The organism is Leifsonia poae (assembly GCF_020009625.1).
Taxonomy (GTDB): Bacteria; Actinomycetota; Actinomycetes; order Actinomycetales; family Microbacteriaceae; genus Leifsonia; species Leifsonia poae_A.
On sequence record NZ_JAIHLP010000002.1, the window covers coordinates 3,461,250 to 3,484,657 of the forward strand.

Consider the following 23,408-nt stretch of genomic DNA (forward strand, 5'->3'; position numbering starts at 1 on the left):
CGAACTTTCGGACGATGCCCGCCGACGGCGTGCTTGGGAGGCTGGAGGCATGAAAATGTCCTTCTCTGCTTCCCTCGTGTACCTGGTCCTTGGTGTCGGCTCCGGCCTGTTCTACCGTGAGTTCACGAAAGCGCACGACTTCACCGACGGCGCGAGCACGCAGCTCAGCGTCGTGCACACCCACCTGCTCACGCTGGGTTTCATCGTGTTCCTGATCGTCCTCATCCTGGACAAGCTCTTCGATCTGAGTTCGACTGGGCTCTTCTCGTGGTTCTTCTGGATCTACAACGCCGGCCTCGTGCTGACGGCCGGGATGATGACCGTGCACGGCTCGCTGACGGTGCTCGGCGAGAAGACCGTGTCTCCGGCGATCTCCGGTATCGCGGGGATGGGGCACATCCTGTTGACCATCGCTTTGATCGTGCTGATGGTGGCTCTCGGACGTCGTGTGCTCGCGCGCGCCCCGAAATCGGTCGACGCGGCCTAGCTGGATGCCGGCACCACCGAGGGCAACGTCGTCTGGACGGTGCCCTCACCTCGGACCAGGTCTCGGCCGTGGCGCACGAGCTCGCCCGGGCGCTCGAGGCCGACCACCCGGCCGAAGTGATCTCCTGCATGCAGAAAGCGCGCCGAGTCGGCACGGTATTCATCGACTGGTCGCGGAACAATGGTCTCGAGCACGTCGAGAATCTCTTCTGCGGTCGAGGTTCGGTTCAAGCCGAGCTCATTTAGATCCACGTCGGATCCAGAGACTGATGCTCGTAGCTACGTCCTCTACGCCGAGTTGCCCTGGGCCGGGGGAGAGCGGTTCCTCGCTCAGCTGGCCGGCGACGACCCAAACGCTCGCTAGCGTCGACCCCGGGCGAGGTCGACGCTAGCGAGAATTACAGCCTCGCTCCAATCCGATGTACACGAATGCGGACGCTGCGGCGCCGATGTGGAAGGGGAGCATCGGCGGGCTCCTTGGCCGGAGTGGGAGCCCCGGAAATATGCGCCCCTCGGTACACGCTGACCGCTACCTTCGCGAGGCACGTACCAGGTTCCCGAGGGGCCGGTGCAGGACACTCGTGTCTTGGCGATAACGCCCCCGTTACCGGTGGAGTAGTGCGGATTGCCAGTTTTGCCCTGACAGGTGTAGGTCGCGGCGGCCGCATATGAGAAGCGCTAGCACACTTTCGAACGAATCTCATTCGCCATCACCCGCGACCCCGAACGGATGGAGTCCGAACTTCTCGGTCTCGCCTATCCGGCATCGAAATCGGCTGTCTCGATGCTGATCTCGCAGTATGCGAAGGCATTGCCGGGCGTGAGGGTGAATGTGGTCGATCCCGGATACACGGCCACTGACCTCAATGGCCGGCGAGGCACGCAGACCGTCGGTGAGGGGGCCGAGGCGATCGTGCGGATGGCTGATCTCGGCGGTGCCACCGCGGACGGACCCACCGGAACTTTCACCGATCGCGCCGGCTCGGTTCCGTGGTGAGGCGAATCAGAGAACCGTGATCGCACTGGCGCGCCAGCGGCCGTGCATGCCCTCCAACCGGATGGCGACGGCGCGCGAGCGCATCGGCTGATGCGCCATGACCACGGCCTCCACCACGCCGCTGCACGGCTCGGTCACGCGGGGTTCGCCGACGGTCAGCCGAGGGCGTCTCGCCTGTTCACCGGTGACAGCCCGCGAGCGCGCCGCGATCGTGACCCGCCGGAGCAGGTTCAGGAAGACCCCGTCGTCGACCCACCGGGCGACCTGGTCAAGTTCTCGAACGCCCGCGAGGATCTCGATCACGCACCGGGTGAGGTTGACCAGGAGGGGCGCCGGATCGGGAAGGGAGGCGGTGTCGATGGCCGGTCTGGCGAAATCGGCGACCGGACGTGTCTTCGTCTTCGCACCGGACGGCGTCTCCGGCGTCGTGCGAAAGTCGTAGTCGAATGCTGTGTTCACGGTGGTTCCCCTCGGTGTGTCTGTCGCGGTCGCGACGGTTCGGCGCGGAGTCCGATGAGCCCCGCCCCGCTTCTGTCGGCCGCCGCGTGGATGTAACTCAATCAGGGGGTGAGCGGAGAGTCCAGGGCACCAACGCCGTGTGGATAACTTCCGTCATGCATTGTGAAATCTGCCTAGACTAGATGCCGTGTCGACGCTCAGTGATCTCGTGCTTGCCCAGGGCCTTTCTTCCGAAGCCGATGTCGAATGGCTCCACGGGCTCGTCGGGGATTGGCAGCTATTGGCCGACCTCGCCTTCGCCGACATCGTGCTCTGGGTCCCGACCGCCGACGACAGCTTCGTCGCCGTCGCGCACGCCCGTCCGTCGAGCGCAGCGACGCTCTTCTATCGAGACTTCGTCGGCCAGCGCATCAAGGCGGAGTGGCAGCGACAGGTCACCGAGGCGTACGAGACGAAGCAGATCATCGACACCTCCGCCCCGGATTGGTTCGAGGAGACGCCGACGCGGGTGCGCGCTGTGCCGGTCATCCGCCGCCTCGCGGTGAACTCCCCGCTGACCGCCGATCTGCCGGTCGCCGTGATCACACGCCACACCAATCTGAGCGAGGCGCGCACGCCGGGTCGCCAGGAGCTCACCTTCAACGATTGCGCCAACGATCTGTTCACCATGATCGCCTCCGGCGACTTCCCCGATCTCGGCGCACCCACGGGGCCGCGTCGGGGGGCGCCCAGGGCCTCAGACGGGCTGATCCGGCTCGATGTCGACGGGATCACCACCTTCGCCAGCCCCAACGCACTGTCGGCCTTCAATCGCATGGGGTTCACCGACGAGCTCGAGGGGGAGTCCCTTGCCTCGGTCACGACCCGTCTGCTCACCAGTCGGATGACCGTCGACGAGTCCTTGCCCCTCATCGTGACCGGCCGGGCCCCGTGGCGCACCGACATCGAGGCTCGCGGGGTGACGGTGTCTCTCCGGGCGATTCCCATCCGCAATCATGGCGAGCGGGTGGGCGCGATCGTCCTCTGCCGCGACGTGAGCGAGTTGCGGCACCAGGAACGCGAACTGATCACCAAAGACGCCACCATCCGCGAGATCCACCACCGGGTGAAGAACAACCTGCAGACGGTCGCTTCGCTGCTGCGCATCCAGGCCCGCCGCACCCATTCGGAGGAGGCCAGGGAGGCGCTCAGCCAGGCGATGCGGCGTGTGGCGGCGATCGCCGTCGTGCACGACACGCTCTCCACGGGGCTCGCGCAGATCGTCGACTTCGATGACGTCTTCGATCGCGTGCTCCTGCTCGTGGCCGAGGTGGCGTCCAGTCACAACACGACCGTCCACCCCAAGTCGTCCGGAAGCTTCGGCTCACTTCCGAGCGAGTACGCGACGCCCCTCGCCCTGGCTCTCACCGAGTTGGTCACGAACGCGGTCGAGCACGGTCTGGCGGGTCGCGAAGGTCAGGTGGAGATTATCGCCAATCGGTCGGCCGAGTCGCTCACCGTCAAGGTGGTGGACAACGGATCCGGGCTGCCGGAGGGCAAAGTCGGCAGCGGTCTCGGCACCCAGATCGTCCGCACCCTCATCCAGGGCGAACTCGGCGGAACGATCGACTGGCACACGATGATGGGCCAGGGCACCGAGGTGACCATCGAGATCCCGCTGCGGTATCTCACCAAAGAGTGAGCCGAACCGTCCCGTCGGGGCGACAGGAACCGGCCGTGGGCGCGCAAAACGTCCTCCGCCCTTCCTCATCCGCTAGGTGTGCGAGGAAGGGCGGAGGATACGGCGCTGGCGCCGGGGGTTATGCCGGCTAGGAAGCGCGGCGTGCGCGAGCGGCGCGACGCTTGAGGGCGCGACGCTCGTCTTCGGAGAGGCCTCCCCAGACACCGGAGTCCTGACCGGTCTCGAGGGCGTATTGCAGGCAGATCTCGGTAACGGTGCAACGAGCGCACACGGCCTTCGCCTTGTCGATCTGGTCGACGGCGGGCCCGGTGTTGCCGACAGGGAAGAACAGTTCGGGGTCCGCGGTGAGGCAGGCAGCTTTGTCGCGCCAGTCCATTGAGAGTGCTCCTTTAGTGCTGATTGCATGGCCGATCGGCCTAGAATGCGTGGTAAGCAGCCGAGTTACAGGGTGCAAAGATCCGTGGGGATGAACCTGCCCACGACCCTGTGAGCGCTAACTCGACCTCAAATATGCTCCCATAGGGCCTACGTCTAATCAATAGGTTTGTATGGGAAATTGCTCAGTGTTTTCCTGCGTTTTCCACTTTCGGTCTGTTCGTGTAACACCGCGGGAGTATGCTCCCGCCTTCGCAGCGGACGCGCACCCGGTTCACGGGCGTGCCCGGTATCGTGGTCTCCGCGCTCCTGCACAACGCTACGAACACGAGTCGACACCCATGAATGAATCCATTCCGCCCGCCGCTGGACCGGAAAGCCACCGCGAAGCGAACGCTCGGGTCCACCGCCCGCCACTGCTGATCGCCCTGGTCGTGGTGCTCTTCATCGAGGCTCTCGGCGTGATCGGCGTAACGGTCTGGCTGCTCGTCGAGCTCCTCACAGTGGAGCCGGTGTCGTATCCGGGCGCCGTCGCCATCGTCGTGCTCGTCGCGATCGCCGCCGCGTGGGTGGTCGCCACCGCGATCGGCGCACTGCAGGCAGGCAGCTGGGCGCGCGCGTCGACGGTGACCATCCAGATCCTCCTGATCGCAGTGGCCGTCGGCAGCTTCCAGGGGTTCTATGCGCGTCCCGACCTCGGTTGGGCACTGCTCGTGCCGGCGCTCGTCGGGATCGTCCTGGCACTGACTCCGCAGGTGATCAAGGCGACGTCCCGCAACACATCGCAACACGAATAGGGAGAATGCGGGAACAGGAACGAAACTCGGAGTGTTATGCCCGACATCGTGACTGATTCCTCCGCCCCCGCCGCCCCGTCCACCATCACCTCCGCTCTCGCCGGATATCCGGATTGGCGCGCGTGGCGCCTGTCGACCGTGGTGGGCCCCACCGGAAACCTGAGCCTTGTGGAGACGCGCTGGCTGCAGCCGGGCGATGAGACCACGGTCGATGATGCGCTCGTGGGCCGACCGGAGACGGTCACAGCCACAGAGCTGCGCCGCACCAACCTCGAGACGGGCGAGCCCGAACGGGGCCTGCGCCTCTGGGATGCGGACTCCCCGGCCATCCGGGCGTTCGAGACCGTCACGGCGTTCCCGTTCGACCCGGACTGGGTGATCGAGGCCCGGTTCACCCCGGTGGCCGACGATCGGGTTGTTTCGTTCGAGCACATCCGCGACAACGGGGGAACCCGTGACCTCGTCGTGCCGGGGGACATCACGTTCAGCCGCGACGGCGTCGATTATGTTCTGAGCGCGTTCGACGACGACGGCACCCTGCTTCTCGTCTTCGGCGACCCGACGAACGGCGCCGAGGGCGACGACGGAACGTACGCCTCGGGGCGGTTCCTCTTCGTGGCACGCGACGGTGACCGCGCCGTGCTCGACTTCAACCGCGCATTCGTGCCGCCGTGCGGCTTCTCCGACCAGTACAACTGTCCGCTGCCACCGCGGAACAACCGCTTCACCGTTCCGGTGACCGCCGGCGAGAAGCGGGTCGTCTACCGCGACGACACCGCCCACTGACACTCCTCCCCACCAGCCAACCCCCACCCACAGCACAGGAGAACTCTGTTGAGAAAGACCCCCCTCTTCGCATCGATCGCGATCGGACTCGCTTCGGCCCTCGTCCTCGCCGGGTGCGCGAGCGCCTCGTCGTCCTCCTCGTCCGGGGCGGACGCGAGCATCTCCGTCGGCTCCCAGAACGAGCCGGTGAACCTCGACAACACGGCCGGCAGCGGCAGCGGTGTGACCGAGGCGTTCAACGGCAACGTCTACGAGGGGCTGTTCAAGCTCACCGATGACGGCAAAGTCGAGCCGCTGCTTGCGACGAAGTACACGACGAGCGCCGATGGCCTCACCTACACCTTCACGCTGCGCAAGGGCGTGAAGTTCCACTCCGGTTCGGCGCTGACCAGCGCGAACGTCAAGTCGAGCATCGAGCGTGTGACGGCCGACGCCTCGCAGTCGGCCCGCAAGTCGCAGCTCGCGGTGATCTCCGGCATCGAGACCCCCGATGCGCAGACCGTGGTCATCACGCTGAAGAACCGTTCGATCTCCCTGCCGTACAACCTCAGCTACGTGTGGATCTACGGCCCCGGCGTCAAGAACTACAAGACCGCTGAAGACGGAACCGGCCCGTACAAGCTCGGCTCCTGGAAGCGGGGCAGCTCGCTCAGCATCGAGCGCTGGAGCGGGTACTGGGGACAGCAGGCGAAGAACAAAGAAGTGGTCTTCGACTACTTCACCGACGCCTCTGCCCTGTCGAACGCGCTGCTGACCAACCAGGTCGACATCGTCACGAACATCCAGAGCCCGGATGCGCTGGCCCAGCTCAAGAACAGCAAGGACTACACGATCAGCGACGGCAAGTCGACGGTCAAGGAGCTGCTCGCCTTCAATGACCGCGTCGCCCCCTTCGACAAGGTCGAGGTGCGCAAGGCCGTCTACTCGGCGATCGACACCAAGAAGCTGCTGAACTCCATCTGGGGCGACTACGGAACCCTCATCGGCTCGATGGTGCCGCCGAGCGACCCGTGGTACGAGAACCTCACCAAGGTCAACCCGTATGACGTCGATCTCGCGAAGAAGGAGCTCGCCGAGGCAGGCTACGCCAAGGGCTTCACCTTCACGCTGGACACCCCGACCTACGACCCGCATCCGGCGGTCGCCGAGTTCGTGAAGAGCGAGCTGGCGAAGGTGGGCATCACCGTGAACATCAACTCGATCTCTGCCGATGAGTGGTACTCGAAGGTGTTCAAGGAGCACAACTTCGCGGCGACTCTCCAGGAGCACGTGAACGACCGTGACGTCGTCTGGTACGGCAACCCGGACTTCTACTGGGGCTACAACAACCCGCAGGTGACGCAGTGGGTGAACGAGGCCGAGCAGGCGTCGACCACAGCCGAGCAGACGGCCAAACTGAAGCTCGTCAACGAGCAGATCGCCAAGGACGCCGCCAGCGTGTGGCTGTACCTCACCCCGCAGATCGTGGTCGCCTCCACCGACCTCTCCGGATACACGGTGAACGGCCTGAACTCCACGTTCTACACGTACGACATCGTCAAGAAGTAGCGCTCGGCGCGAGAACCCCCGAGACCGCCGGAGGAGCCCGACCGGGCTCCTCCGGCGTCTATTCTGAGAAGGTCATGGCTCCCTACCTCCTGCGTCGCACCGCGTTCCTCGTGGTGTCGCTGCTGCTCGCCATGGTCGTGCTCTTCTTCCTGCTCCGGGTGCTCCCGGGTGACCCGGCCAACGCCCTTCTGTCGGTCAACGCGACCCCGCAGCAGATCGCAGCGGCCCGGGAACAGGTCGGCAGCGATCGGCCGCTCCTCGAGCAGTTCTTCTCGTGGTTCGGCAGCCTCCTCACACTCGACCTCGGCAAATCCTTCATCACCTCGCTTCCGGTCGGCCCGGACATCGCGGCCAGGCTCGTCGTGACCGTGCCGCTCACGCTGCTCGCCTTCCTCCTCGCAGTGGTACTCGCCCTGCCGATCGGCTTCTTCGCCGCGTGGAAGGCGGACCGCTGGTACGGCATCCTCCTTTCTGCGTTCTCGCAGCTCGGGATCGCCGTCCCGGTCTTCTGGGTCGGCATCCTGCTGGTCAGCGCGTTCTCGATCAACCTGCGCTGGTTCCCCTCCGGCGGCTTCCCCCGCGACGACTGGGCCGACCCCGCCGCGGCGCTCGGGTCGCTCGCCCTGCCGGTCATCACCATCGCGATCGTGATGAGCGCATCCATCTCACGGTATGTGCGCAGCGCGACACTGGATGTGATCGGCAGTGACTATCTGCGCAATGCCCGGGCGCTGGGTTCCGGGTTCGGACGGGCCATGTGGCGGCACGGGTTGCGCAACGGCTCCGTTCCCGTGATCTCCATTCTGGGAATCGAGCTCGCCACGACCTTCCTCGGCGCCGTCGTCGTCGAGAGCGTGTTCACCCTGCCCGGCCTCGGCAGCATGCTGCTGCGTGCGATCAGCCAGCACGACTACCAGAGCATCCAGGGCATCCTGTTCGTCTCCACCTTCGCCGTGCTGCTCATCGGCTTCGCGGCCGACGTGGTTCAGCGTCTCATCGACCCGCGCCTGCGGCACAGCATCTCGGGGAACCGATGAGCACCGTGGCGCAGCAGGCGGCGCAGAGCGCGGCACCCGAACCGGGCGGCCGCGGCCGTTCGCGCCGTTCGATCACCCTCGCCATCGGGCTGGTGCTGGTGGGCATCGTGGTGCTCGTCGCGCTCCTCTCGCTGTTCTGGTTGCCGTACGCGCCCAGCGACACCTCGGGCGGCCGGTTGGAGCAGCCGGGCCCGGCGCACTGGCTCGGCACCGACCAGCTCGGCCGCGACCTCCTCTCCCAGCTCATGGTGGGCGCAAGGATCGCCCTCGCGGTCGGCTTCGGCGCCGTCTCCATCGGCGCGGTCATCGGCATCACGATCGGCCTGCTCGCCGCCTTCGCGACGACCTGGCTGGATGACTCCATCTCGGCCGTGCTCGACATCCTGATCGCGTTCCCCACCCTGCTCCTGGCCATGCTCATCGTGGCTGCCCAGGGCGCCTCGCTCGGCACTGCGATCCTCGCGATCGGGCTGGCCATGTCGGCCGTCGTCGCCCGGCTGACCCGCGTGCTCGCCAAACGTGTGCTCTCGCAGCAGTACGTCACGGCCGCCCGCACCTCCGGCACGGGCTGGGGCGGCGTCGTCGGCAAGCACATCCTGCCGAACATCTGGCCCACACTGCTCGTGAACCTGGCGCTGCAGTTCGGGATCGCGGTGCTCGCGGAGGCGAGTCTGTCTTACCTCGGCCTGGGGGCACCGCCGCCGAACGCATCGTGGGGGCGGCTGCTGCAGGAGGCTCAAGGCACCGTCGCCGTGGCTCCGGCCGGCGCGATCGCGCCGGGGGTGGCCCTGGTCGTGCTCGTGATCGGCGTCAACCTGGTGGCGGACGGTCTGCGCGACATCGCCGACCCGACGAGGAGGCGGACACGATGATCCTCGAAGTGCGGAATCTCACGGTCGCTGCGCGCGACGGCGCACCGCTGGTGCGCGACGTGTCGTTCGAGCTCGATACCGGTGAGCGCCTCAGCCTGATCGGCGAATCCGGTTCCGGAAAGTCACTGACATCGTTCGCCGTCACCGGGCTGCTGCCCGACGGGCTGAGCGCCGCCGGGAGCGTCCTCCTGGGGGTGTTCAGGTGATCGGAGCGAAGGAACGCGCCCTCGTGCCGCTGCGCGGGAAGACGGTCTCCTTCGTCTTCCAGGAGCCACTGACCGCCCTCGACCCGCTGATGCGGCTCGGCAAACAGGTGGCGGAGCCGCTGCACCGCCATCTCGGTCTGCGCGGGGAGGCACTGCGAGGCGCCGTGCTGGGCGCGCTGGAAGAGGTGCGACTGCCCGACCCGGAGCGGATCGCGCGGGCATATCCCCATGAGATCTCCGGCGGCCAACGACAGCGCGTCGCCATCGCTGCCGCGCTCGCCTGCCGGCCGCAGCTGCTCATCGCAGACGAGCCGACGACGGCGCTCGACGTCACGATCCAGGCGGACATCCTCGCCCTGCTCGACAGGCTGGTCGCCGAGCGCGGGATGGCGCTGCTCTTCGTCAGCCACGACCTCGCGGTCGTGTCACGGATGACGGACCAGGCCCTCGTGCTCCGCGCCGGACGAGTCGTCGAGCAGGGGAGCATCCGACGCCTGCTCACCGCGCCGGTCGATCCGTACACCATCGAACTGGTGCGCAGCGCGCGAGAGCTCGACGCCGCCCTGGAGGTGTCATGACCGCGATCCTGGAACTCCGCGACGTCGGCTACCGCTACCGCAGGGCGGCCGTTCCCGCTCTGGAGGGCGTCTCGTTCACCGTCGAGGCAGGTCGCAGCGTGGGGCTGGTCGGCGAATCGGGCGCGGGCAAGACGACGGTCCTGTCATTGCTGCTCGGGCTCGCCGGGCCCACCAGCGGGGAGGTGCTGTTCGACGGGGTGCCCCTCGACCGACGCGACCGGGTGCGGATGCGCGAATTCCGTCGCAGCGTTCAGACGGTCTTCCAAGACCCGTACTCGTCGCTGGACCCCCGCCAGAGCGTCGGCCGCATCGTGGGGGAGCCGTTGAGCTCTCTCCGCCTCGCCACGGGCGCCGAGGCGCGTGACCGGGTGGCTGAGGCGTTGGCAGCGGTCGCGCTGCCGGCGGATGCCGCGCGCCGTTACCCGCACGAGTTCTCGGGCGGGCAGCGCCAGCGCATCGCGATCGCCCGGGCGGTGGTCGCCCGACCGCGCATCCTGCTCGCAGACGAGCCGGTGAGTGCGCTCGACGTCACGACGCGCATTCAGATCATCGATCTGCTCGCCGAACTCGGCGAGCGTGAGGGGCTGACGGTCGTGATGGTCTCGCACGATCTCGGCGTCGTCGCCGCGCTCTGCCGGCAGACCGTCGTTCTCCGCGGCGGGCGCATCGTCGAACAGGGTGAGACCCGGCAGGTGCTCGGTTCGCCCGCCGACCCGTACACGCGTCGGCTCCTCGACTCGGTTCCTAGGCTGCCCGCGGCCACATAGAGCGCTTCAGGCGTCGAGGCCGAGCTTCTTGCGGAGACTGGCGACGTGGCCGGTCGCCCGCACGTTGTACAACGGGAGCCGGACGGTTCCGTCGGGGTCGATCACGAAGGTGGAGCGGATCACGCCGGTGACCGTCTTGCCGTAGAGCTTCTTCTCACCGTAAGCGCCGTAGGCCCGGTGAACGGCGAGGTCTTCGTCGGAGAGCAGCGGGAAGTTCAGGCCCTCGTGCTCCTGGAATTTCTTGTTCTTCGACGGCGCATCCTTCGAGATGCCGATCACTCGGTATCCGGCCGCTTTCAGCGAGTTGAGGTTGTCGCGGAAGTCACAGGCCTCCTTCGTGCAGCCGGGGGTCAGCGCGGCCGGGTAGAAGTACACGATTGCGTTCTCGCCGGCATAGTCGCCGAGCGACACCTGCTCGCCGTCCTGGTCGGTCAGAGCGAACCCGGGCGCCACACTGCCCACCTCAAGCTTCTTGTCATCCATACCCCCATTCTCCCGTACGCGCGCCGGTTCAACGAAGGGCCGCGTCAAACACGGGCGGCGTCAACCAAGGCGGGTCAGGGGGAGGGGGCGAAGGTGGCGAGGAGGCGCTGGAGGGAGTCGAGGCGGGCGCGGCCGATGTCGCCGAGGCGACCCGCCGCGACGGCCTCGATGATGGCGCAGTCGGGGGCATCCGGAAGGTGGGTGCAGCCGCGCGGGCAGTCCTCGGCCAGCTCGGCAAGATCGGTGAACGACTTCAGGATGCTGTCGGTGTTGATATGACCCAGCCCGAACGACCGCACCCCGGGGGTGTCGATGACCCAGCCCCGGCCCTCGCCGTTCTGCACCCGCAGTGAGACGGTCGACGACGAGGTGTGGCGGCCTCGCCCGGTGACGACGTTGACGTGACCGGTGGCGCGTTTCGCGCCCGGAACGATCTCGTTCACCAGTGTGGACTTGCCGACGCCCGAGTGGCCAACGACCACAGTGTCGTGCCCGATGAGGGCTGCCGTGATCTCGTCGACCGGGATGCTGTCCTCCCGGCTCGTGTACACGGGCAGGTCGAGCCCGGCGAAATTCTCCAGGAACGGCGCGGGGTCGGCGAGGTCGATCTTGGTCACGCACAGCATCGGGGCGATTCCCGCATCGTAGGCGGCCACGAGATAGCGGTCGACGAGGCGGGTGCGGGGCTCCGGATTCGCCGCCGCGACGACGATGAGCATCTGGTCGGCGTTCGCGACGATCACGCGCTCGACCTCATCGGTATCGTCGGCGCTGCGGCGCAGCAGCGTCGTGCGTGGTTCGATCCGGACGATGCGCGAGAGCGTGCCGTCGTCCCCGGTCGTGTCGCCCACCACCGCGACGCGATCGCCGGTCACGATCGCCTTCTTGCGGAGCTCGCTCGCCCGGGTCGAGGTCACCTGTCGTTCATCGGGTGTGTTCTCGTCGAGCATGACGGTGTAGCGGCCGCGGTCGACGCCGAGCACCCGCGCGATCTGCGCATCCGCGTGTTCGGGTCGCTGCTTGCTGCGGGGGCGGTTGCCTTTGGGGTTGGGGCGGGACCGGATGGTCGCCTCGTCGTATTGATCGAGCTCGTCCAGCTCGGCCGACTCGTCGTCGCCTTCAGCCCACCAGGACATCTATGCGGTGCCCTCGTCGACCATCCGCTGCCAGAGCTGGGTGAACTGCGGCAGGGTCTTGGCAGTGGTGGCGACGTTCTCGATCTCGACACCGGGCACGGCGAGCCCGATGATGGCGCCGGCCGTGGCCATGCGGTGGTCTTCGTAGCTGCGCCAGACGCCGCCGTGCAGGGGCTGAGGTTCGATGCGCAAGCCGTCGGGCAGTTCGGTCACCCGGCCGCCGAGGCCATTGATCTCGGCGGCGAGGGCCGCGAGACGATCGGTCTCGTGGTGGCGGATGTGGCCGATGCCGACGATCTCGCTCGGCCCGTCGGCGAGGGCGGCGATCGCGACGAGCGCGGGAGCCAGCTCACCACCGGTGCTGAGGTCGATGGTGACGCCCGGGATGCTTTCGCCTCCGGTAACCGTGAGGCGGTCGCCGTCGCGGGCGACGGTGGCGCCGAAGAGTGGAAGGAGGTCGGCGAGGTCGGCGCCCACCTGCGTGGTCGAGGCCGGCCATCCGGTGATGGTCACCGAGCCGCCGGTCACGACGGCCGCAGCGAGGAACGGCGCCGCGTTGGAGAGGTCGGGCTCGATGTCGACGTCGAGCGCCGCGATCGGGCCAGGCTGCACCACCCAGCGGCCGACGTCGGGCGAATCGACGACCACGCCGCGCGCCGCGAGGGTGACGATGGTCATCGCGATGTGGGGGAGGCTCGGCAGACGCTCGCCGACGTGGGTGAGGTCGAGGCCGTTTTCGAACCGCGACGCCGAGAGCAGCAGGGCGCTCACGAACTGGCTCGACGATGAGGCATCGATGGTGATAGCTCCGCCGGTGACCGAACCCGTGCCGTGCACCGTGAACGGGAGGGAACCCCGCCCGTCGTCGTTGATGTCTACACCGAGGTCGCGCAGTGACGACACGATCGACCCCATCGGACGCCTGCGCGCCGAATCATCGGCGTCGAAGAGGGTGGGGCCGAGGGCGAGGCCGGCCAGCGGCGGCACGAACCGCATCACCGTTCCCGCCTGACCGCAGTCGATCGTCGTGCTGCCGAGCAGTTCGTCGGCGGGCGTGACGAGCAGATCGGCGCCGAACTCGCCGCTCGCCGGCCGTTCTTCGATCGTGACACCGAGCGAGCGCAAGGCCTCGACCATGTTCACGGTGTCGCGCGAGTGCAGAGGCGAGCGCAGCAGCGAGGGGCCGTCGGCGAGGGCGGCGAGAACCAGCTCCCGTGCGGTCAAAGACTTGGAGCCCGGCAGGGAGACCGAGGCGTTCAGCGGGCCGGAGGCCACGGGCGCAGGCCACAGCGTGTTCGGCTCCTCGTGCGTGTTGTCGCCGTAAGGATCGAACTCGGGGGCGGAATATTTCGAGATCAGCATTGTTGTCCAGATTATCCGCGTTTTCGACCGAAGGAAGGACTGTCGTGGTATCCGTTGCCGCCGTTCTCGACTCTCCCCGTGTGGAAGCACGGGCAGAACTAGACTGGCCGGTGATGACCACCGATACCGACGACACCAACGCCGAGGTTGCAGCAACGGAAGACCTGGGCTCGCTTTTCGAGTCCCAAGCCCTGCCCTACATGGATCAGCTCTACGCGGCCGCCCTGCGGATGACGAGAAACCCGGCCGACGCGCAAGATCTCGTGCAAGAGACCTTCGTGAAGGCGTACGCGGCGTTCCGTCAGTTCCAGCAGGGCACGAACCTGAAGGCGTGGCTGTACCGCATCCTCACCAACACGTTCATCAACACCTATCGCAAGAAGCAGCGCGAGCCCTATCAGGGCACCATCGACGAGTTGGAAGACTGGCAGCTCGGCGGTGCGGAGTCGTTCACCTCGTCGACCACCCGGTCGGCCGAAGCCGAGGCGATCGACCATCTGCCCGACAGCGCCGTCAAAGACGCGCTGCAGGCCATCCCGGAGGACTTCCGCATGGCGGTGTACTTCGCCGATGTCGAAGGCTTCTCCTACCAGGAGATCGCCGACATCATGAAGACGCCGATCGGCACCGTGATGAGCCGTCTCCACCGCGGCCGCCGCCTGCTGCGGGAACTTCTCACCGACTACGCGCACGAGCGGGGGCTCTCTGCCGTCCGAACCCCTGCCGCGCAGACTCCCAGGAGCACGAAATGACCGACTGTGGCTGTGACAAAGCCAAACAAGACCTCGAGGAATACCTTCGCAATGAGCTCTGCAGCGAAGATGCTGCCGAGATCCGCGAACACCTCGCCGGTTGCGACGGATGCACGCACGAGGCGCACCTGAGCGTGGTCCTCACCGAGGTCGTGCAGCGCGCGTGCAAAGAGACTGCGCCGGAGACGTTGCGCGCCGAGGTGCTGCTGCGCATCCGCTCCATCCAGGCCGCACGCTAGGCGCGAACCGCGGTCACTCCGGCTGCACGTGGTGCAGGAGGAAGACGCCGCCTTGCGGGTCGGCCACCTCGGCGAATCGGCCGAACTCGCTGTCCCATGGGTGACGGATGACGTGGCCGCCCAGTTCGACGACGCGTGCGCAGGCCGCATCCGCGTCGGTGACGCCGAAGTACACGACCCACCCGCGCGGGGTGCCGGCGGACGGTTCGGCGCCGGTGTCGTACACACCCCCGGCCGGGCTGCCCTCGGCCCCGAAGGTGGCGTAGCGGAAATCATCGGTGTCACTGAGCGGCTGCGGGTGCCAGCCGAACACCGTGCAGTAGAAGTCGAGCTGACGGCCGTAGTCGGCGGCGTAGAGCTCGTGCCAGGCCGGTGCGCCGGCCTCGGCCGCCAACTCGAAGCCGGCGAACTGGTCGGGCTGCCACAGCCCGACCGCGGCGCCGCCTGGGTCGCCGACGACGGCCATGGTGCCCTGGGATCCGACGGTCATCGTCGGAGCGAACACCGTGGCACCGGCATCGACGGCGGCCTTCTCCGAGGCGGCGGCGTCGTCGACGAGAAGGTAGGTCGTCCACCCCGTCGCCTGCTGCTCGTTCATCACCGAGCCGAGGCCGGCCACGGCGTGCCCGTTCGAGCGGAACGTGATGTATCCGCCGTACTCCTCGGGGGCGGCGTCCGCCGTCCAGCCGAAGAGGGACGTGTAGAAGTCTCGGGATGCGGCGACATCCGAGCTCGCATAGTCGACCCAGCAGGGTTCGCCGAGTCGGTGGTTCGTCAAGACGCTCATACTGCGCATCGTAGGCTCACTGTCGCCGGAAACAAGGGCGTCGCGCCGATCCGGTCTTCGTGGGAAGACCCGATCGGCGCGACGAACGGCGGAGGGCCGCCTCAGAGGCTGAGCGCGCGCTGGATCAGCACCGACTGCTCCTGGGCGTGGCGCTTGGCCGAACCCGCGGCCGGGGAGGCCGACGGCGGACGCGAGATCACGCCGAGCGGGCGCGGGCCGAGCTTCGACGTCTCGAGGATCATGTACGGCCAGGCGCCCTGGTTCTCGGGCTCGTCCTGCACCCACACGAGCTCCGCGTTGGGGTACGACTCCACAGTGGCCTTGAGCTGAGCGGCGGGCAGCGGGTAGTACTGCTCGACGCGCACGAGGGCGATCTCGGGGTTCGGGTTCTTCTCCAGTTCGCCGAGCAGGTCGTAGTAGACCTTGCCGGCCATGAGCAGCACCCGCTTGACGGCGGCACGGTCGGTGACGCGCGCGTCGTCGATGACCGGCTCGAACTTGCCGTGGGTGAAGTCTTCGACCGGGCTCGTCGCCCCGCGTAGGCGCAGCATCGCCTTCGGAGTGAAGACGACGAGCGGCTTGCGTGGCCGGGCGTAGGCCTGGCGGCGCAGCAGATGGAAGTACGAGGCCGGCGTCGACGGGCGGGCGACCGTCATGTTGTTCTCGGCGCACAGCTGCAGGTAGCGCTCGATCCGGGCGCTGGAGTGGTCGGGGCCCTGACCCTCGTAGCCGTGCGGCAGCAGCAGCACGAGGGAGGAACGCTGGCCCCACTTCTGTTCGGCCGAGGAGACGAACTCGTCGATGATGGTCTGAGCGCCGTTGGCGAAATCGCCGAACTGGGCCTCCCAGAGAACCAGCGCATCGGCCCGCTCCACGGAGTAGCCGTATTCGAAGCCCATCGCGGCGTACTCGCTGAGCAGCGAGTCGTAGATCCAGAACCGCGCCTGGTTGTCGCTCAGATTGGCCAGCGGCAGCCATTCCTGCCCATTCGCGCGGTCGTGCAACACGGCGTGCCGCTGCACGAAGGTGCCACGGCGCGAATCCTGACCGGCCATGCGCACCGGGGTGCCCTCCAGCAGCACGGAACCGAGCGCGAGGAGCTCGCCGAACGCCCAGTCGATGCCGCCGTTGCGGCTCATGTCGCCGCGCTTGGTGAGCAACTGCTGCAACTTGGGGTGCACGGTGAAACCGACGGGCGGGTTATTGAATGCGTCGCCGATGAGGTGGATGACCTGCTCGGTCACGCCGGTCGACTCCGGCTCGCCCGAGCCGTCTTCCTGCTGTGAGACGGGGCGTTCGAGGTCGGCGACGGCGTTCGCATCAGCGGTGACCACAGGCATGGAGTTGGTCTGCGCGGCGTGCGTCTCCATGAAGGCGCGCTCGAGGCGTTCCTGGAAGTCGCGGTGGGCCTGCTCGAACTCGTCCTGGGTGATATCGCCGCGGCCGACGAGGGCCTCGGTGTAAAGGCGCCGCACCGAGCGCTTCGCCTCGATCAGGTTGTACATCAGCGGCTGGGTCATCGAGGGGTCGTCGCCCTCGTTGTGGCCTCGGCGGCGGTAGCAGACCAGGTCGATGACGACATCGCGCTTGAACTCCTGGCGGTAGTCGAAGGCGATCTGCGCCACCCGGACCACGGCCTCCGGGTCGTCGCCGTTCACGTGGAAGATCGGCGCCTGGATGGTCTTGGCCACATCCGTGGAGTAGACCGATGTGCGCGACTCGGTCGGGGAGGTGGTGAAGCCGACCTGGTTGTTGATGTTGACGTGGATGGTGCCACCCGTGCGGTACGCGCGCAGCTGCGACATCTGCAGGGTCTCGACGACCACGCCCTGACCGGCCATCGCGGCATCACCGTGGATGAGCACCGGCAGGGTGAGGAAGGTCATCGGCGGGCGCCTGTCCTGCTTGGCGCGCACGATGCCCTCGAGAACGCCATCGGCCGCCTCCAAGTGCGAGGGGTTGGCGGCCAGGTACACCGGGATCTCCTCGCCGTTGGCTCCCTTGAAGGTGCCCTCGGTGCCGAGGTGGTACTTGACGTCGCCCGAGCCCTGAACGGTGCGCGGGTCCTGTGTGCCCTCGAATTCGCGGAAGATCTGACCGTAGGTCTTTCCCGCGATGTTGGTGAGCACATTGAGCCGGCCGCGGTGTGCCATGCCGATGGCGACCTCGTCGAGGCTGGCCTCGGCCGCACCCTGCAGGATGGTGTCGAGCAGGGCGATCGTCGATTCGCCGCCCTCCAGGCTGAACCGCTTCTGGCCGACGTACTTGGTCTGCAGGAACGTCTCGAACGCTTCGGCCTCGTTGAGCTTGCCGAGGATGCGCAACTGCTCGTCGTGCGAGGGCTTCTCGTAGCCCCGCTCCAGCCTGTCCTGGAACCACTTGCGCTGGGCCGGGTCCTGGATGTGCATGTACTCGATGCCGATCGTGCGGCAGTACGAGTCGCGCAGCACCCCGAGGATGTCGCGCAGCTTCATCTGTCGCTTGTCGCCGCCGAATTGGCCGGTGACGAACTCGCGGTCGAGATCCCAGAATGTCAGCCCGTGGGTCGCGATGTCGAGGTCGGGGTGCGAACGCTGCACGTATTCGAGCGGGTCGATGTCGGCCATGAGGTGGCCGCGCACGCGGAACGCGTTGATGAGCTCCTGCACGCGGGCGGTCTTGTCGACGGCGCTGGCGAGGTCGACGCTGATGTCGGGGGCCCAGTGGATGGGGTCGTACGGGATGCGCAGCGCCGCGAAGATGTCGGAGTAGAAGCTGCGCTTGCCGGTGAGCATCTCATGCACGATCTTGAGGAACTCGCCGGAACCGGCGCCCTGGATGACGCGGTGATCGTAGGTGCTGGTGAGCGTGATCGTCTTGCCGATCGCCAGGCCGGCGAGAGTCTTCTCGCTGGAGCCCTGGAACTCGGCGGGGTATTCGAGGGCACCGGCGCCGATGATGCAGCCCTGGCCCTTCATCAGCCGCGGAACCGAGTGCACGGTGCCGATGCCGCCGGGGTTGGTGAGGGAGATCGTCGTGCCGGCGAAGTCGCCCGCGGTGAGCTTGTTGGCGCGGGCTTTGGCCACCAGGTCTTCGTAGGCGGCGAGGAACTCGCCGAAGCCCATCGTGTCGGCGCGCTTGATGCTCGGCACGAGCAACGCGCGGGTGCCGTCGGGCTTGGGGATGTCGATGGCGATGCCGAGGTTGACGTGGGCGGGAGCGACGACGGAGGGCTTGCCGTCCACCTCGTCGTAGAACACGTTCTGGCTCGGGAACTCTTTGAGTGCCTGCACGAGAGCCCAGCCGATGAGGTGGGTGAACGAGACCTTGCCGCCTCGAGCGCGCTTGAGGTGATTGTTGATGACGATGCGGTTGTCGATCATCAGTTTGGCGGGGATGGTGCGCACGCTGGTGGCGGTCGGAACCGTGAGGCTCGCATCCATGTTGCTGGCGAGCGTCTTGGCCATTCCGCGCAGGGGCGTGACTTTGTCTTGAGCCTCTTCGACGGCGGCGCCGTCGGCGGAGACCACCGGTTGCGGCGACGTGACCGGTGCGTCGGCCGGGACGGGCTGCGGCTTCGGCGCGAGCGAGGTGGTGCGCGCGACAGGCTGCGTGCCGATGACAGGCAGGGGAGCCGTCATGGGGTGCGCGTCGGCCGCGGGCGCTTCCGCTTCGACCACGGCGGCGGGCGCGACGACCTCGGGCACGGAAGCGGCAGGCACGGAAGCGGCAGGCACGGAAGCGGCGGGCGCAGAAGCTGCTGGTGCGGTGGGGGCCGGAACCTCGGCGGCGGGGGCCGGGACACCGGCGTCCTTCACCGTTGGCTGGTAGCTCTCGAGAATCGGCCACCAGGACTTGTCGACCGAGTTCTTGTCGGCGATGAACTGTTCGTACAGTTCATCGACAAGCCATTCGTTGGCTCCGAACTCGCCCGACGAACCGTCGTCGGTACCCACTCCGGTCACTTGGCTCGACACAGCCGTTCGCCCACTCTCTCCGTTGATTTCGTCTCGAACGGGTGGCTCGAAGCCGCCCGTTTTCATCCAATTCTCAAGCCTAATCCCATCGAGCGACGGGTGCGGGCGATCGGCCGGGAGGGATACCGTTATTCCCATGCAGTTCTATGGAACGTCCCCGCGACACGACCTCACATACTCGGACGTCTTCCTCGTCCCCTCCCGATCGTCGGTGACGAGCCGATTGGATGTGTCGCTCGCACCGGACGACGGCACGGGGGCGACCATCCCGATCGTGTCGGCGAACATGAACTCCGTGACCGGGAAGCGACTCGCGGCGACGCTCGCGCGCCGCGGCGGCCTCGGTGTTCTGCCCCAGGACATGCACCTGCAGGACCTCGACGACGCGATCCGCTGGGTGAAGGCGCAACCGGTGGCGTTCGACACCCCGTATGTGCTCGGTCCCGACCAGACTGTGGCGGACGCGCTGCGCCGTGTGCCCGCCGTCGAGGGGCACGGCATCGTCATCCACGACGAGACCGGGCGCTACCTCGGCTGTCTGGCCGCCTCCCAGCTGGGTTCCGCCCTCCCGGATGCGCGGCTCGGCGACTTGCTGCACGGCGCGCTCACCTCGCTCGATGCCGAGGACATCCCCGACGGCCGTGCGGCCTTCGACGTTATGGATGCGGCTGGCCTCGATTTCGCCCCGGTGCTCGATCACGGCAAGCTCGTCGGCACGCTGAGCAAGCGCAGCGCCCTGCGCTCCACCATCTACCGGCCAGCCGTCGACGCACACGGGCGCCTGCGGGTGGCCGCCGCCGTCGGAATCAACGGCGATGTGGCCGGCAAAGCCAAGGCGCTCGCCGCGGCCGGCGTCGACGTGCTCGTCATCGACACCGCACACGGCGACCAGGACGGCATGCTCGCCGCCATCCGAACGGTGAAAGAGCTCGCGCTCGGGCTCCCGATCGTGGCCGGCAACGTCGTGACCGATCGGGCCGTGCGCGACCTCGTGGACGCCGGCGCCGACATCCTCAAAGTGGGTGTCGGACCGGGCGCGATGTGCACGACGCGCATGATGACGGCCGTCGGACGGCCGCAGTTCTCCGCGGTGCTCGAGACCTCGGCCGCTGCGCGGGAGCTCGGCGCCCACGTCTGGGCGGACGGCGGAGTGCGTTACCCGCGTGACGTCGCGCTCGCGCTCGCCGCCGGCGGCGCCTCCGTGATGATCGGCTCCTGGTTCGCGGGCACGGTGGAGGCTCCCGGGCTGCTCGACACGGATGCGAACGGCGCGCTCTACAAAGAGAGCTGGGGAATGGCGAGCACCAAAGCGGTGAAGGGCCGTTTCGAACGGCTCGACGCCTACGAGCTCGCGCGCAAGACGCTCTTCGCTGAGGGCATCTCCAGTTCGCGCATCTACCTCGACCCGCTGCGCCCCTCGGTGGAGGATCTGCTCGACATGATCACCACCGGGCTGCGCAGCTCGTTCACCTATGCCGGTGCCCGCTCGGTGCCGGAGTTCCACGACAGGGCACTGGTCGGCATCCAATCGGCCGCCGGGTATGAGGAAGGCAAGGCGCTCCCCGTCTCCTGGTAGCGTGAACGCTGCCTCGGCAGGAACCTGTCGCGCGTCGGTCGGCATTCAGGGAGCACAGCGCGAGCGGGCGGTATAGTTGGCGGGGAAATGGACGACCCTCCTTCTGCTGCCAGCCCATTCCTTCGCGCTCTCGAGCACGCCACCCCTGAGGTCAGGGGTGATCGCCGTGGCCTTTGAGTGGATCATGCTCGGTGTCGGCCTGCTGCTGACGGTGGGCACGGGCCTCTTCGTTGCCAGTGAGTTCGCGCTCGTCAACCTCGATCGGGGCGACCTCGAGGCGCGCCGGGCGCGCGGCGAGACGCGGCTGACCATGACGATCGCCGCCCTGAAGATCACCTCGACGCACCTGTCGAGTGCACAGCTGGGCATCACCCTGACGACGCTGCTCACCGGGTACACGATGGAGCCGGCCATCAGCACGCTGCTCGCCGGCCCGCTCACTGCGCTCGGCATCCCGGACGGGGCGGTCGCGCCGATCGCAACGACCATCGCCATCGTGGTGGCGACGCTGCTGTCGATGATCCTCGGCGAGCTGGTTCCGAAGAACTTCGCCCTCGCCCTGCCGATCGCGACGGCCAAGCTCGTCATCCCGTTCCAGACCGCGTTCACGACGGTGTTCAAACCGTTCATCTCGCTGCTCAACGGCACCGCCAACGGCATCCTGCGGCTGGTCGGCATCGAGCCGAAGGAGGAGCTCTCCGGCGCCCGCACCGCGGAGGAGCTGTCGTCGCTGGTGCGACGCTCGGCCAGCGCCGGCGTGCTCGAAGCCGACACCGCCACGCTGCTGAGCCGCACCCTCGCGTTCTCGAACCACACCGCATCCGATGTCATGACCCCGCGGCCCCGCATCGCGAGTGTGCAGCGCGGCGAACCTGCACAGGCCGTTCTCGATCTCGCGCGCAGCACCGGTTATTCACGGTTCCCCGTCGTGGACGAGGACGTGGACGATGTGGTCGGTTTCGTGCATGTGAAGCAGGCCGTCGCGGTACCCCGGGCGCGCCGGGGTCGTGTTCCGGTGTCCGCACTGCAGACGGATGCGCTGCGCGTGCCCGAGACGATGCACCTCGACACGCTGCTCGGCGAGCTGCGTGGCCGCGGCTACCAGATGGCCGTCGTCGTTGACGAGTATGGGGGGACCTCCGGCCTCGCCACACTCGAAGACCTGGTGGAGGAGATCGTCGGTGAGGTGTCCGACGAACACGACCGCACCCGCGCCGGCGTCGTGCGCGGGCGCGACTCGCTCACCTTCCCCGGCATTCTGCGCCCCGACGAACTGCTCGAGCGAGCGGGGGTCACGGTGCCCGAGGAGGGCCCGTACGAGACCGTCGCCGGCTTCCTGATGAACGAACTCGGCCGCCTGCCCGTGGTGGGCGACGAGGTTCCGATCGAGGGGGGAACCCTGCGCGTCGAACGGCTGGACGGACGGCGGGTGGACCGCATCCGGTACACGCCGGACCCGGAGGTCGAGGGGATGGTCGACGATGAGTGACTGGGCGGGAATTCTCTGGCTGGTCGTGCTGCTCGTGATCAACGCCTTCTTCGTCGGCGCCGAGTTCGCCGTGATCTCCGCACGGCGCTCGCAGATCGAACCGCTGGCCGAGCGCGGCAAACGCAGCGCCAAGACCGCGCTGTACGCGATGGAGCACGCGACGCTCATGCTCGCGACGACCCAGCTCGGCATCACGGTGTGCTCGTTGCTGATCCTGAACGTCTCGGAGCCGGCCATCCACCACCTCCTCGAGGGCCCGCTCCACCTGACCGGGCTGCCCGAGGAGGCCACCGGCACGATCGCGTTCATCGTGACCCTGGTGCTGGTGTCGTTCCTGCACGTGGTGTTCGGCGAGATGGTCCCGAAGAACATCTCCTTCTCGATGCCGGACCGGGCGGCCCTGCTGCTCGCGCCGCCGCTGGTCGGCATCGGCCGGGCGGTGCGCCCGATCATCGTGGCGTTGAACGCCTCGGCGAACGCCGTGCTCCGGCTGTTCCGGGTCGAGCCGAAAGATGAGGCGGCCAGCACATTCACTCTGGACGAGGTAGCGAACATCGTGACCCAGTCCACGCGGGAGGGTGTGCTCACCGACCGGATCGGTGCGCTCACGGCGGCCTTCGAGTTCACCGAGAAGAAGGTGCACGACGTGGCCCTCGGCCTCGACGCGCTCATCGCGCTGCCCCCGGCGGCCACACCGGCCGATGTGGAACGCGCGGTGGCGAAGAACGGATTCTCGCGGTACGTCGTGCTCGACGATGCCGGCGAGCCGACGGGCTACCTGCACCTCAAAGACGTTCTCGACCTGGAGGAGACCGGGTTCGAGTTGCCGGTGCCGGCCAAGCGCATCCGGCGTCTCGTCACGGTCTTCGCGGGCAGCGACCTCGAAGACGCGCTGGCGACCATGCGGCGCTCCGGCGTGCACCTCGCCCGCGTCGTCGACGCGGAGGGCGAGACGACGGGTGTGCTGTTCCTTGAAGACATCATCGAGGAGCTGGTGGGAGAAGTGCAGGATGCGACGCGCCGGTCGTAGTTCGACGCA

General features: G+C 67.5%; 22 protein-coding genes and 1 pseudogene. 16 read left to right on the forward strand and 7 right to left on the reverse strand.

Going from position 1 to position 23,408, the window contains the following annotated elements; translation table 11 throughout:
* Positions 1-49 precede the first annotated feature (49 nt).
* The 3 genes from K5L49_RS17215 (at position 50) to K5L49_RS17225 (ending at position 1,483) form a co-directional block, all read left to right on the forward strand.
* Positions 50-487, forward strand: coding sequence for a DUF2871 domain-containing protein (locus K5L49_RS17215; protein ID WP_223694704.1), 438 nt, complete (start codon positions 50-52; stop codon positions 485-487).
* A gap of 68 nt (positions 488-555) precedes the next feature.
* Complete coding sequence (gene ligD / locus K5L49_RS17220; RefSeq protein ID WP_223694706.1) at positions 556-732, forward strand: non-homologous end-joining DNA ligase LigD; 177 nt, start codon at positions 556-558, stop codon at positions 730-732.
* Between the two features lie 484 nt (positions 733-1,216).
* Entirely contained in the window at positions 1,217-1,483 is a 267-nt protein-coding gene (locus K5L49_RS17225) for an SDR family NAD(P)-dependent oxidoreductase (protein ID WP_223694708.1), read from the forward strand.
* 6 nt (positions 1,484-1,489) lie between these two features.
* Here the strand turns inward: K5L49_RS17225 and K5L49_RS17230 are convergent, their stop codons facing one another.
* Entirely contained in the window at positions 1,490-1,942 is a 453-nt protein-coding gene (locus K5L49_RS17230) for an Rv3235 family protein (protein ID WP_223694709.1), read from the reverse strand.
* Positions 1,943-2,129: 187 nt separating this feature from the next.
* Between K5L49_RS17230 and K5L49_RS17235 the strand changes: the two genes are divergently transcribed.
* Positions 2,130-3,623 (forward strand): sensor histidine kinase, encoded by a 1,494-nt coding sequence (locus K5L49_RS17235; protein WP_223694711.1) that lies wholly within the window; start codon positions 2,130-2,132, stop codon positions 3,621-3,623.
* A 127-nt stretch (positions 3,624-3,750) separates the two neighbouring features.
* Here the strand turns inward: K5L49_RS17235 and K5L49_RS17240 are convergent, their stop codons facing one another.
* Positions 3,751-3,999, reverse strand: coding sequence for a WhiB family transcriptional regulator (locus K5L49_RS17240; RefSeq protein WP_018190103.1), 249 nt, complete (start codon positions 3,997-3,999; stop codon positions 3,751-3,753).
* Positions 4,000-4,339: 340 nt separating this feature from the next.
* Here K5L49_RS17240 and K5L49_RS17245 point away from each other — a divergent pair, with 340 nt between their 5' ends.
* From K5L49_RS17245 to K5L49_RS17275, 7 genes and pseudogenes are all read left to right on the forward strand, one after another.
* Positions 4,340-4,795, forward strand: a complete 456-nt coding sequence (locus K5L49_RS17245) for a hypothetical protein (RefSeq protein WP_223694713.1) — start codon at positions 4,340-4,342, stop codon at positions 4,793-4,795.
* Positions 4,796-4,831: 36 nt separating this feature from the next.
* Complete coding sequence (locus K5L49_RS17250; RefSeq protein WP_223694715.1) at positions 4,832-5,581, forward strand: DUF1684 domain-containing protein; 750 nt, start codon at positions 4,832-4,834, stop codon at positions 5,579-5,581.
* A 48-nt stretch (positions 5,582-5,629) separates the two neighbouring features.
* On the forward strand, positions 5,630-7,129 hold the full coding sequence (locus tag K5L49_RS17255; RefSeq protein ID WP_223694717.1) for an ABC transporter substrate-binding protein: 1,500 nt from the start codon (positions 5,630-5,632) through the stop codon (positions 7,127-7,129).
* Positions 7,130-7,203: 74 nt separating this feature from the next.
* A complete protein-coding gene (locus K5L49_RS17260) occupies positions 7,204-8,166 on the forward strand; it encodes an ABC transporter permease (RefSeq protein ID WP_223694720.1) in 963 nt (320 codons plus the stop codon).
* Positions 8,163-9,038: an ABC transporter permease gene (locus K5L49_RS17265; RefSeq protein WP_223694722.1), complete on the forward strand. Its 876-nt coding sequence runs from the start codon at positions 8,163-8,165 to the stop codon at positions 9,036-9,038. The genes K5L49_RS17260 and K5L49_RS17265 overlap by 4 nt, the downstream gene beginning before the upstream one ends.
* Positions 9,035-9,822: pseudogene (locus K5L49_RS17270) on the forward strand (ATP-binding cassette domain-containing protein). Before K5L49_RS17265 ends, K5L49_RS17270 begins: the two are co-directional and overlap by 4 nt.
* Positions 9,819-10,589, forward strand: a complete 771-nt coding sequence (locus K5L49_RS17275) for an ABC transporter ATP-binding protein (RefSeq protein ID WP_223694724.1) — start codon at positions 9,819-9,821, stop codon at positions 10,587-10,589. The pseudogene K5L49_RS17270 and the gene K5L49_RS17275 overlap by 4 nt, the downstream one beginning before the upstream one ends.
* 6 nt (positions 10,590-10,595) lie before the next feature.
* On the opposite strand, the gene bcp is transcribed toward K5L49_RS17275, so the two are convergent.
* From bcp to aroA, 3 genes are all read right to left on the reverse strand, one after another.
* Positions 10,596-11,072, reverse strand: coding sequence for a thioredoxin-dependent thiol peroxidase (gene bcp, locus K5L49_RS17280; RefSeq protein ID WP_223694726.1), 477 nt, complete (start codon positions 11,070-11,072; stop codon positions 10,596-10,598).
* A gap of 74 nt (positions 11,073-11,146) precedes the next feature.
* Positions 11,147-12,208, reverse strand: coding sequence for a ribosome small subunit-dependent GTPase A (gene rsgA / locus K5L49_RS17285; protein ID WP_223694728.1), 1,062 nt, complete (start codon positions 12,206-12,208; stop codon positions 11,147-11,149).
* Positions 12,209-13,570 (reverse strand): 3-phosphoshikimate 1-carboxyvinyltransferase, encoded by a 1,362-nt coding sequence (gene aroA, locus K5L49_RS17290; RefSeq protein ID WP_223694730.1) that lies wholly within the window; start codon positions 13,568-13,570, stop codon positions 12,209-12,211.
* A 113-nt stretch (positions 13,571-13,683) separates the two neighbouring features.
* Between aroA and K5L49_RS17295 the strand changes: the two genes are divergently transcribed.
* Both K5L49_RS17295 and K5L49_RS17300 read left to right on the forward strand, forming a co-directional pair.
* Positions 13,684-14,322 (forward strand): sigma-70 family RNA polymerase sigma factor, encoded by a 639-nt coding sequence (locus K5L49_RS17295; protein ID WP_223694732.1) that lies wholly within the window; start codon positions 13,684-13,686, stop codon positions 14,320-14,322.
* Entirely contained in the window at positions 14,319-14,561 is a 243-nt protein-coding gene (locus K5L49_RS17300; RefSeq protein WP_223694734.1) for a zf-HC2 domain-containing protein, read from the forward strand. Before K5L49_RS17295 ends, K5L49_RS17300 begins: the two co-directional genes overlap by 4 nt.
* A gap of 13 nt (positions 14,562-14,574) precedes the next feature.
* Here the strand turns inward: K5L49_RS17300 and K5L49_RS17305 are convergent, their stop codons facing one another.
* Both K5L49_RS17305 and K5L49_RS17310 read right to left on the reverse strand, forming a co-directional pair.
* Positions 14,575-15,348 carry a VOC family protein gene (locus tag K5L49_RS17305; RefSeq protein WP_223694736.1) on the reverse strand — a complete coding sequence of 258 codons (774 nt, stop codon included), beginning with the start codon at positions 15,346-15,348 and terminating at the stop codon, positions 14,575-14,577.
* Between the two features lie 101 nt (positions 15,349-15,449).
* Entirely contained in the window at positions 15,450-19,304 is a 3,855-nt protein-coding gene (locus tag K5L49_RS17310; RefSeq protein ID WP_223694738.1) for a multifunctional oxoglutarate decarboxylase/oxoglutarate dehydrogenase thiamine pyrophosphate-binding subunit/dihydrolipoyllysine-residue succinyltransferase subunit, read from the reverse strand.
* Between the two features lie 136 nt (positions 19,305-19,440).
* Between K5L49_RS17310 and K5L49_RS17315 the strand changes: the two genes are divergently transcribed.
* From K5L49_RS17315 to K5L49_RS17325, 3 genes are all read left to right on the forward strand, one after another.
* Entirely contained in the window at positions 19,441-20,880 is a 1,440-nt protein-coding gene (locus K5L49_RS17315) for a GuaB1 family IMP dehydrogenase-related protein (protein WP_223694740.1), read from the forward strand.
* Positions 20,881-21,064: 184 nt separating this feature from the next.
* Positions 21,065-22,369 carry a hemolysin family protein gene (locus tag K5L49_RS17320; protein ID WP_223695323.1) on the forward strand — a complete coding sequence of 435 codons (1,305 nt, stop codon included), beginning with the start codon at positions 21,065-21,067 and terminating at the stop codon, positions 22,367-22,369.
* Positions 22,362-23,399 (forward strand): hemolysin family protein, encoded by a 1,038-nt coding sequence (locus tag K5L49_RS17325; protein ID WP_223694742.1) that lies wholly within the window; start codon positions 22,362-22,364, stop codon positions 23,397-23,399. Before K5L49_RS17320 ends, K5L49_RS17325 begins: the two co-directional genes overlap by 8 nt.
* Positions 23,400-23,408 lie beyond the last annotated feature (9 nt).

Excerpts from the sequence above, each read along its gene's own strand:
- K5L49_RS17240 (WP_018190103.1), bottom strand. The coding sequence starts at position 3,999 with ATGGACTGGCGCGACAAAGCTGCCTGCCTCACCGCGGACCCCGAACTG.
- K5L49_RS17275 (WP_223694724.1), top strand. The coding sequence starts at position 9,819 with ATGACCGCGATCCTGGAACTCCGCGACGTCGGCTACCGCTACCGCAGG.
- bcp (WP_223694726.1), bottom strand. The coding sequence starts at position 11,072 with ATGGATGACAAGAAGCTTGAGGTGGGCAGTGTGGCGCCCGGGTTCGCT.
- aroA (WP_223694730.1), bottom strand. The coding sequence starts at position 13,570 with ATGCTGATCTCGAAATATTCCGCCCCCGAGTTCGATCCTTACGGCGAC.
- K5L49_RS17300 (WP_223694734.1), top strand. The coding sequence starts at position 14,319 with ATGACCGACTGTGGCTGTGACAAAGCCAAACAAGACCTCGAGGAATAC.
- K5L49_RS17225 (WP_223694708.1), top strand. The coding sequence starts at position 1,217 with ATGGAGTCCGAACTTCTCGGTCTCGCCTATCCGGCATCGAAATCGGCT.
- K5L49_RS17215 (WP_223694704.1), top strand. The coding sequence starts at position 50 with ATGAAAATGTCCTTCTCTGCTTCCCTCGTGTACCTGGTCCTTGGTGTC.
- K5L49_RS17305 (WP_223694736.1), bottom strand. The coding sequence starts at position 15,348 with ATGAGCGTCTTGACGAACCACCGACTCGGCGAACCCTGCTGGGTCGAC.
- K5L49_RS17260 (WP_223694720.1), top strand. The coding sequence starts at position 7,204 with ATGGCTCCCTACCTCCTGCGTCGCACCGCGTTCCTCGTGGTGTCGCTG.
- K5L49_RS17315 (WP_223694740.1), top strand. The coding sequence starts at position 19,441 with ATGCAGTTCTATGGAACGTCCCCGCGACACGACCTCACATACTCGGAC.
- K5L49_RS17245 (WP_223694713.1), top strand. The coding sequence starts at position 4,340 with ATGAATGAATCCATTCCGCCCGCCGCTGGACCGGAAAGCCACCGCGAA.
- K5L49_RS17295 (WP_223694732.1), top strand. The coding sequence starts at position 13,684 with ATGACCACCGATACCGACGACACCAACGCCGAGGTTGCAGCAACGGAA.
- K5L49_RS17250 (WP_223694715.1), top strand. The coding sequence starts at position 4,832 with ATGCCCGACATCGTGACTGATTCCTCCGCCCCCGCCGCCCCGTCCACC.
- K5L49_RS17325 (WP_223694742.1), top strand. The coding sequence starts at position 22,362 with ATGAGTGACTGGGCGGGAATTCTCTGGCTGGTCGTGCTGCTCGTGATC.
- K5L49_RS17320 (WP_223695323.1), top strand. The coding sequence starts at position 21,065 with ATGCTCGGTGTCGGCCTGCTGCTGACGGTGGGCACGGGCCTCTTCGTT.
- rsgA (WP_223694728.1), bottom strand. The coding sequence starts at position 12,208 with ATGTCCTGGTGGGCTGAAGGCGACGACGAGTCGGCCGAGCTGGACGAG.
- K5L49_RS17265 (WP_223694722.1), top strand. The coding sequence starts at position 8,163 with ATGAGCACCGTGGCGCAGCAGGCGGCGCAGAGCGCGGCACCCGAACCG.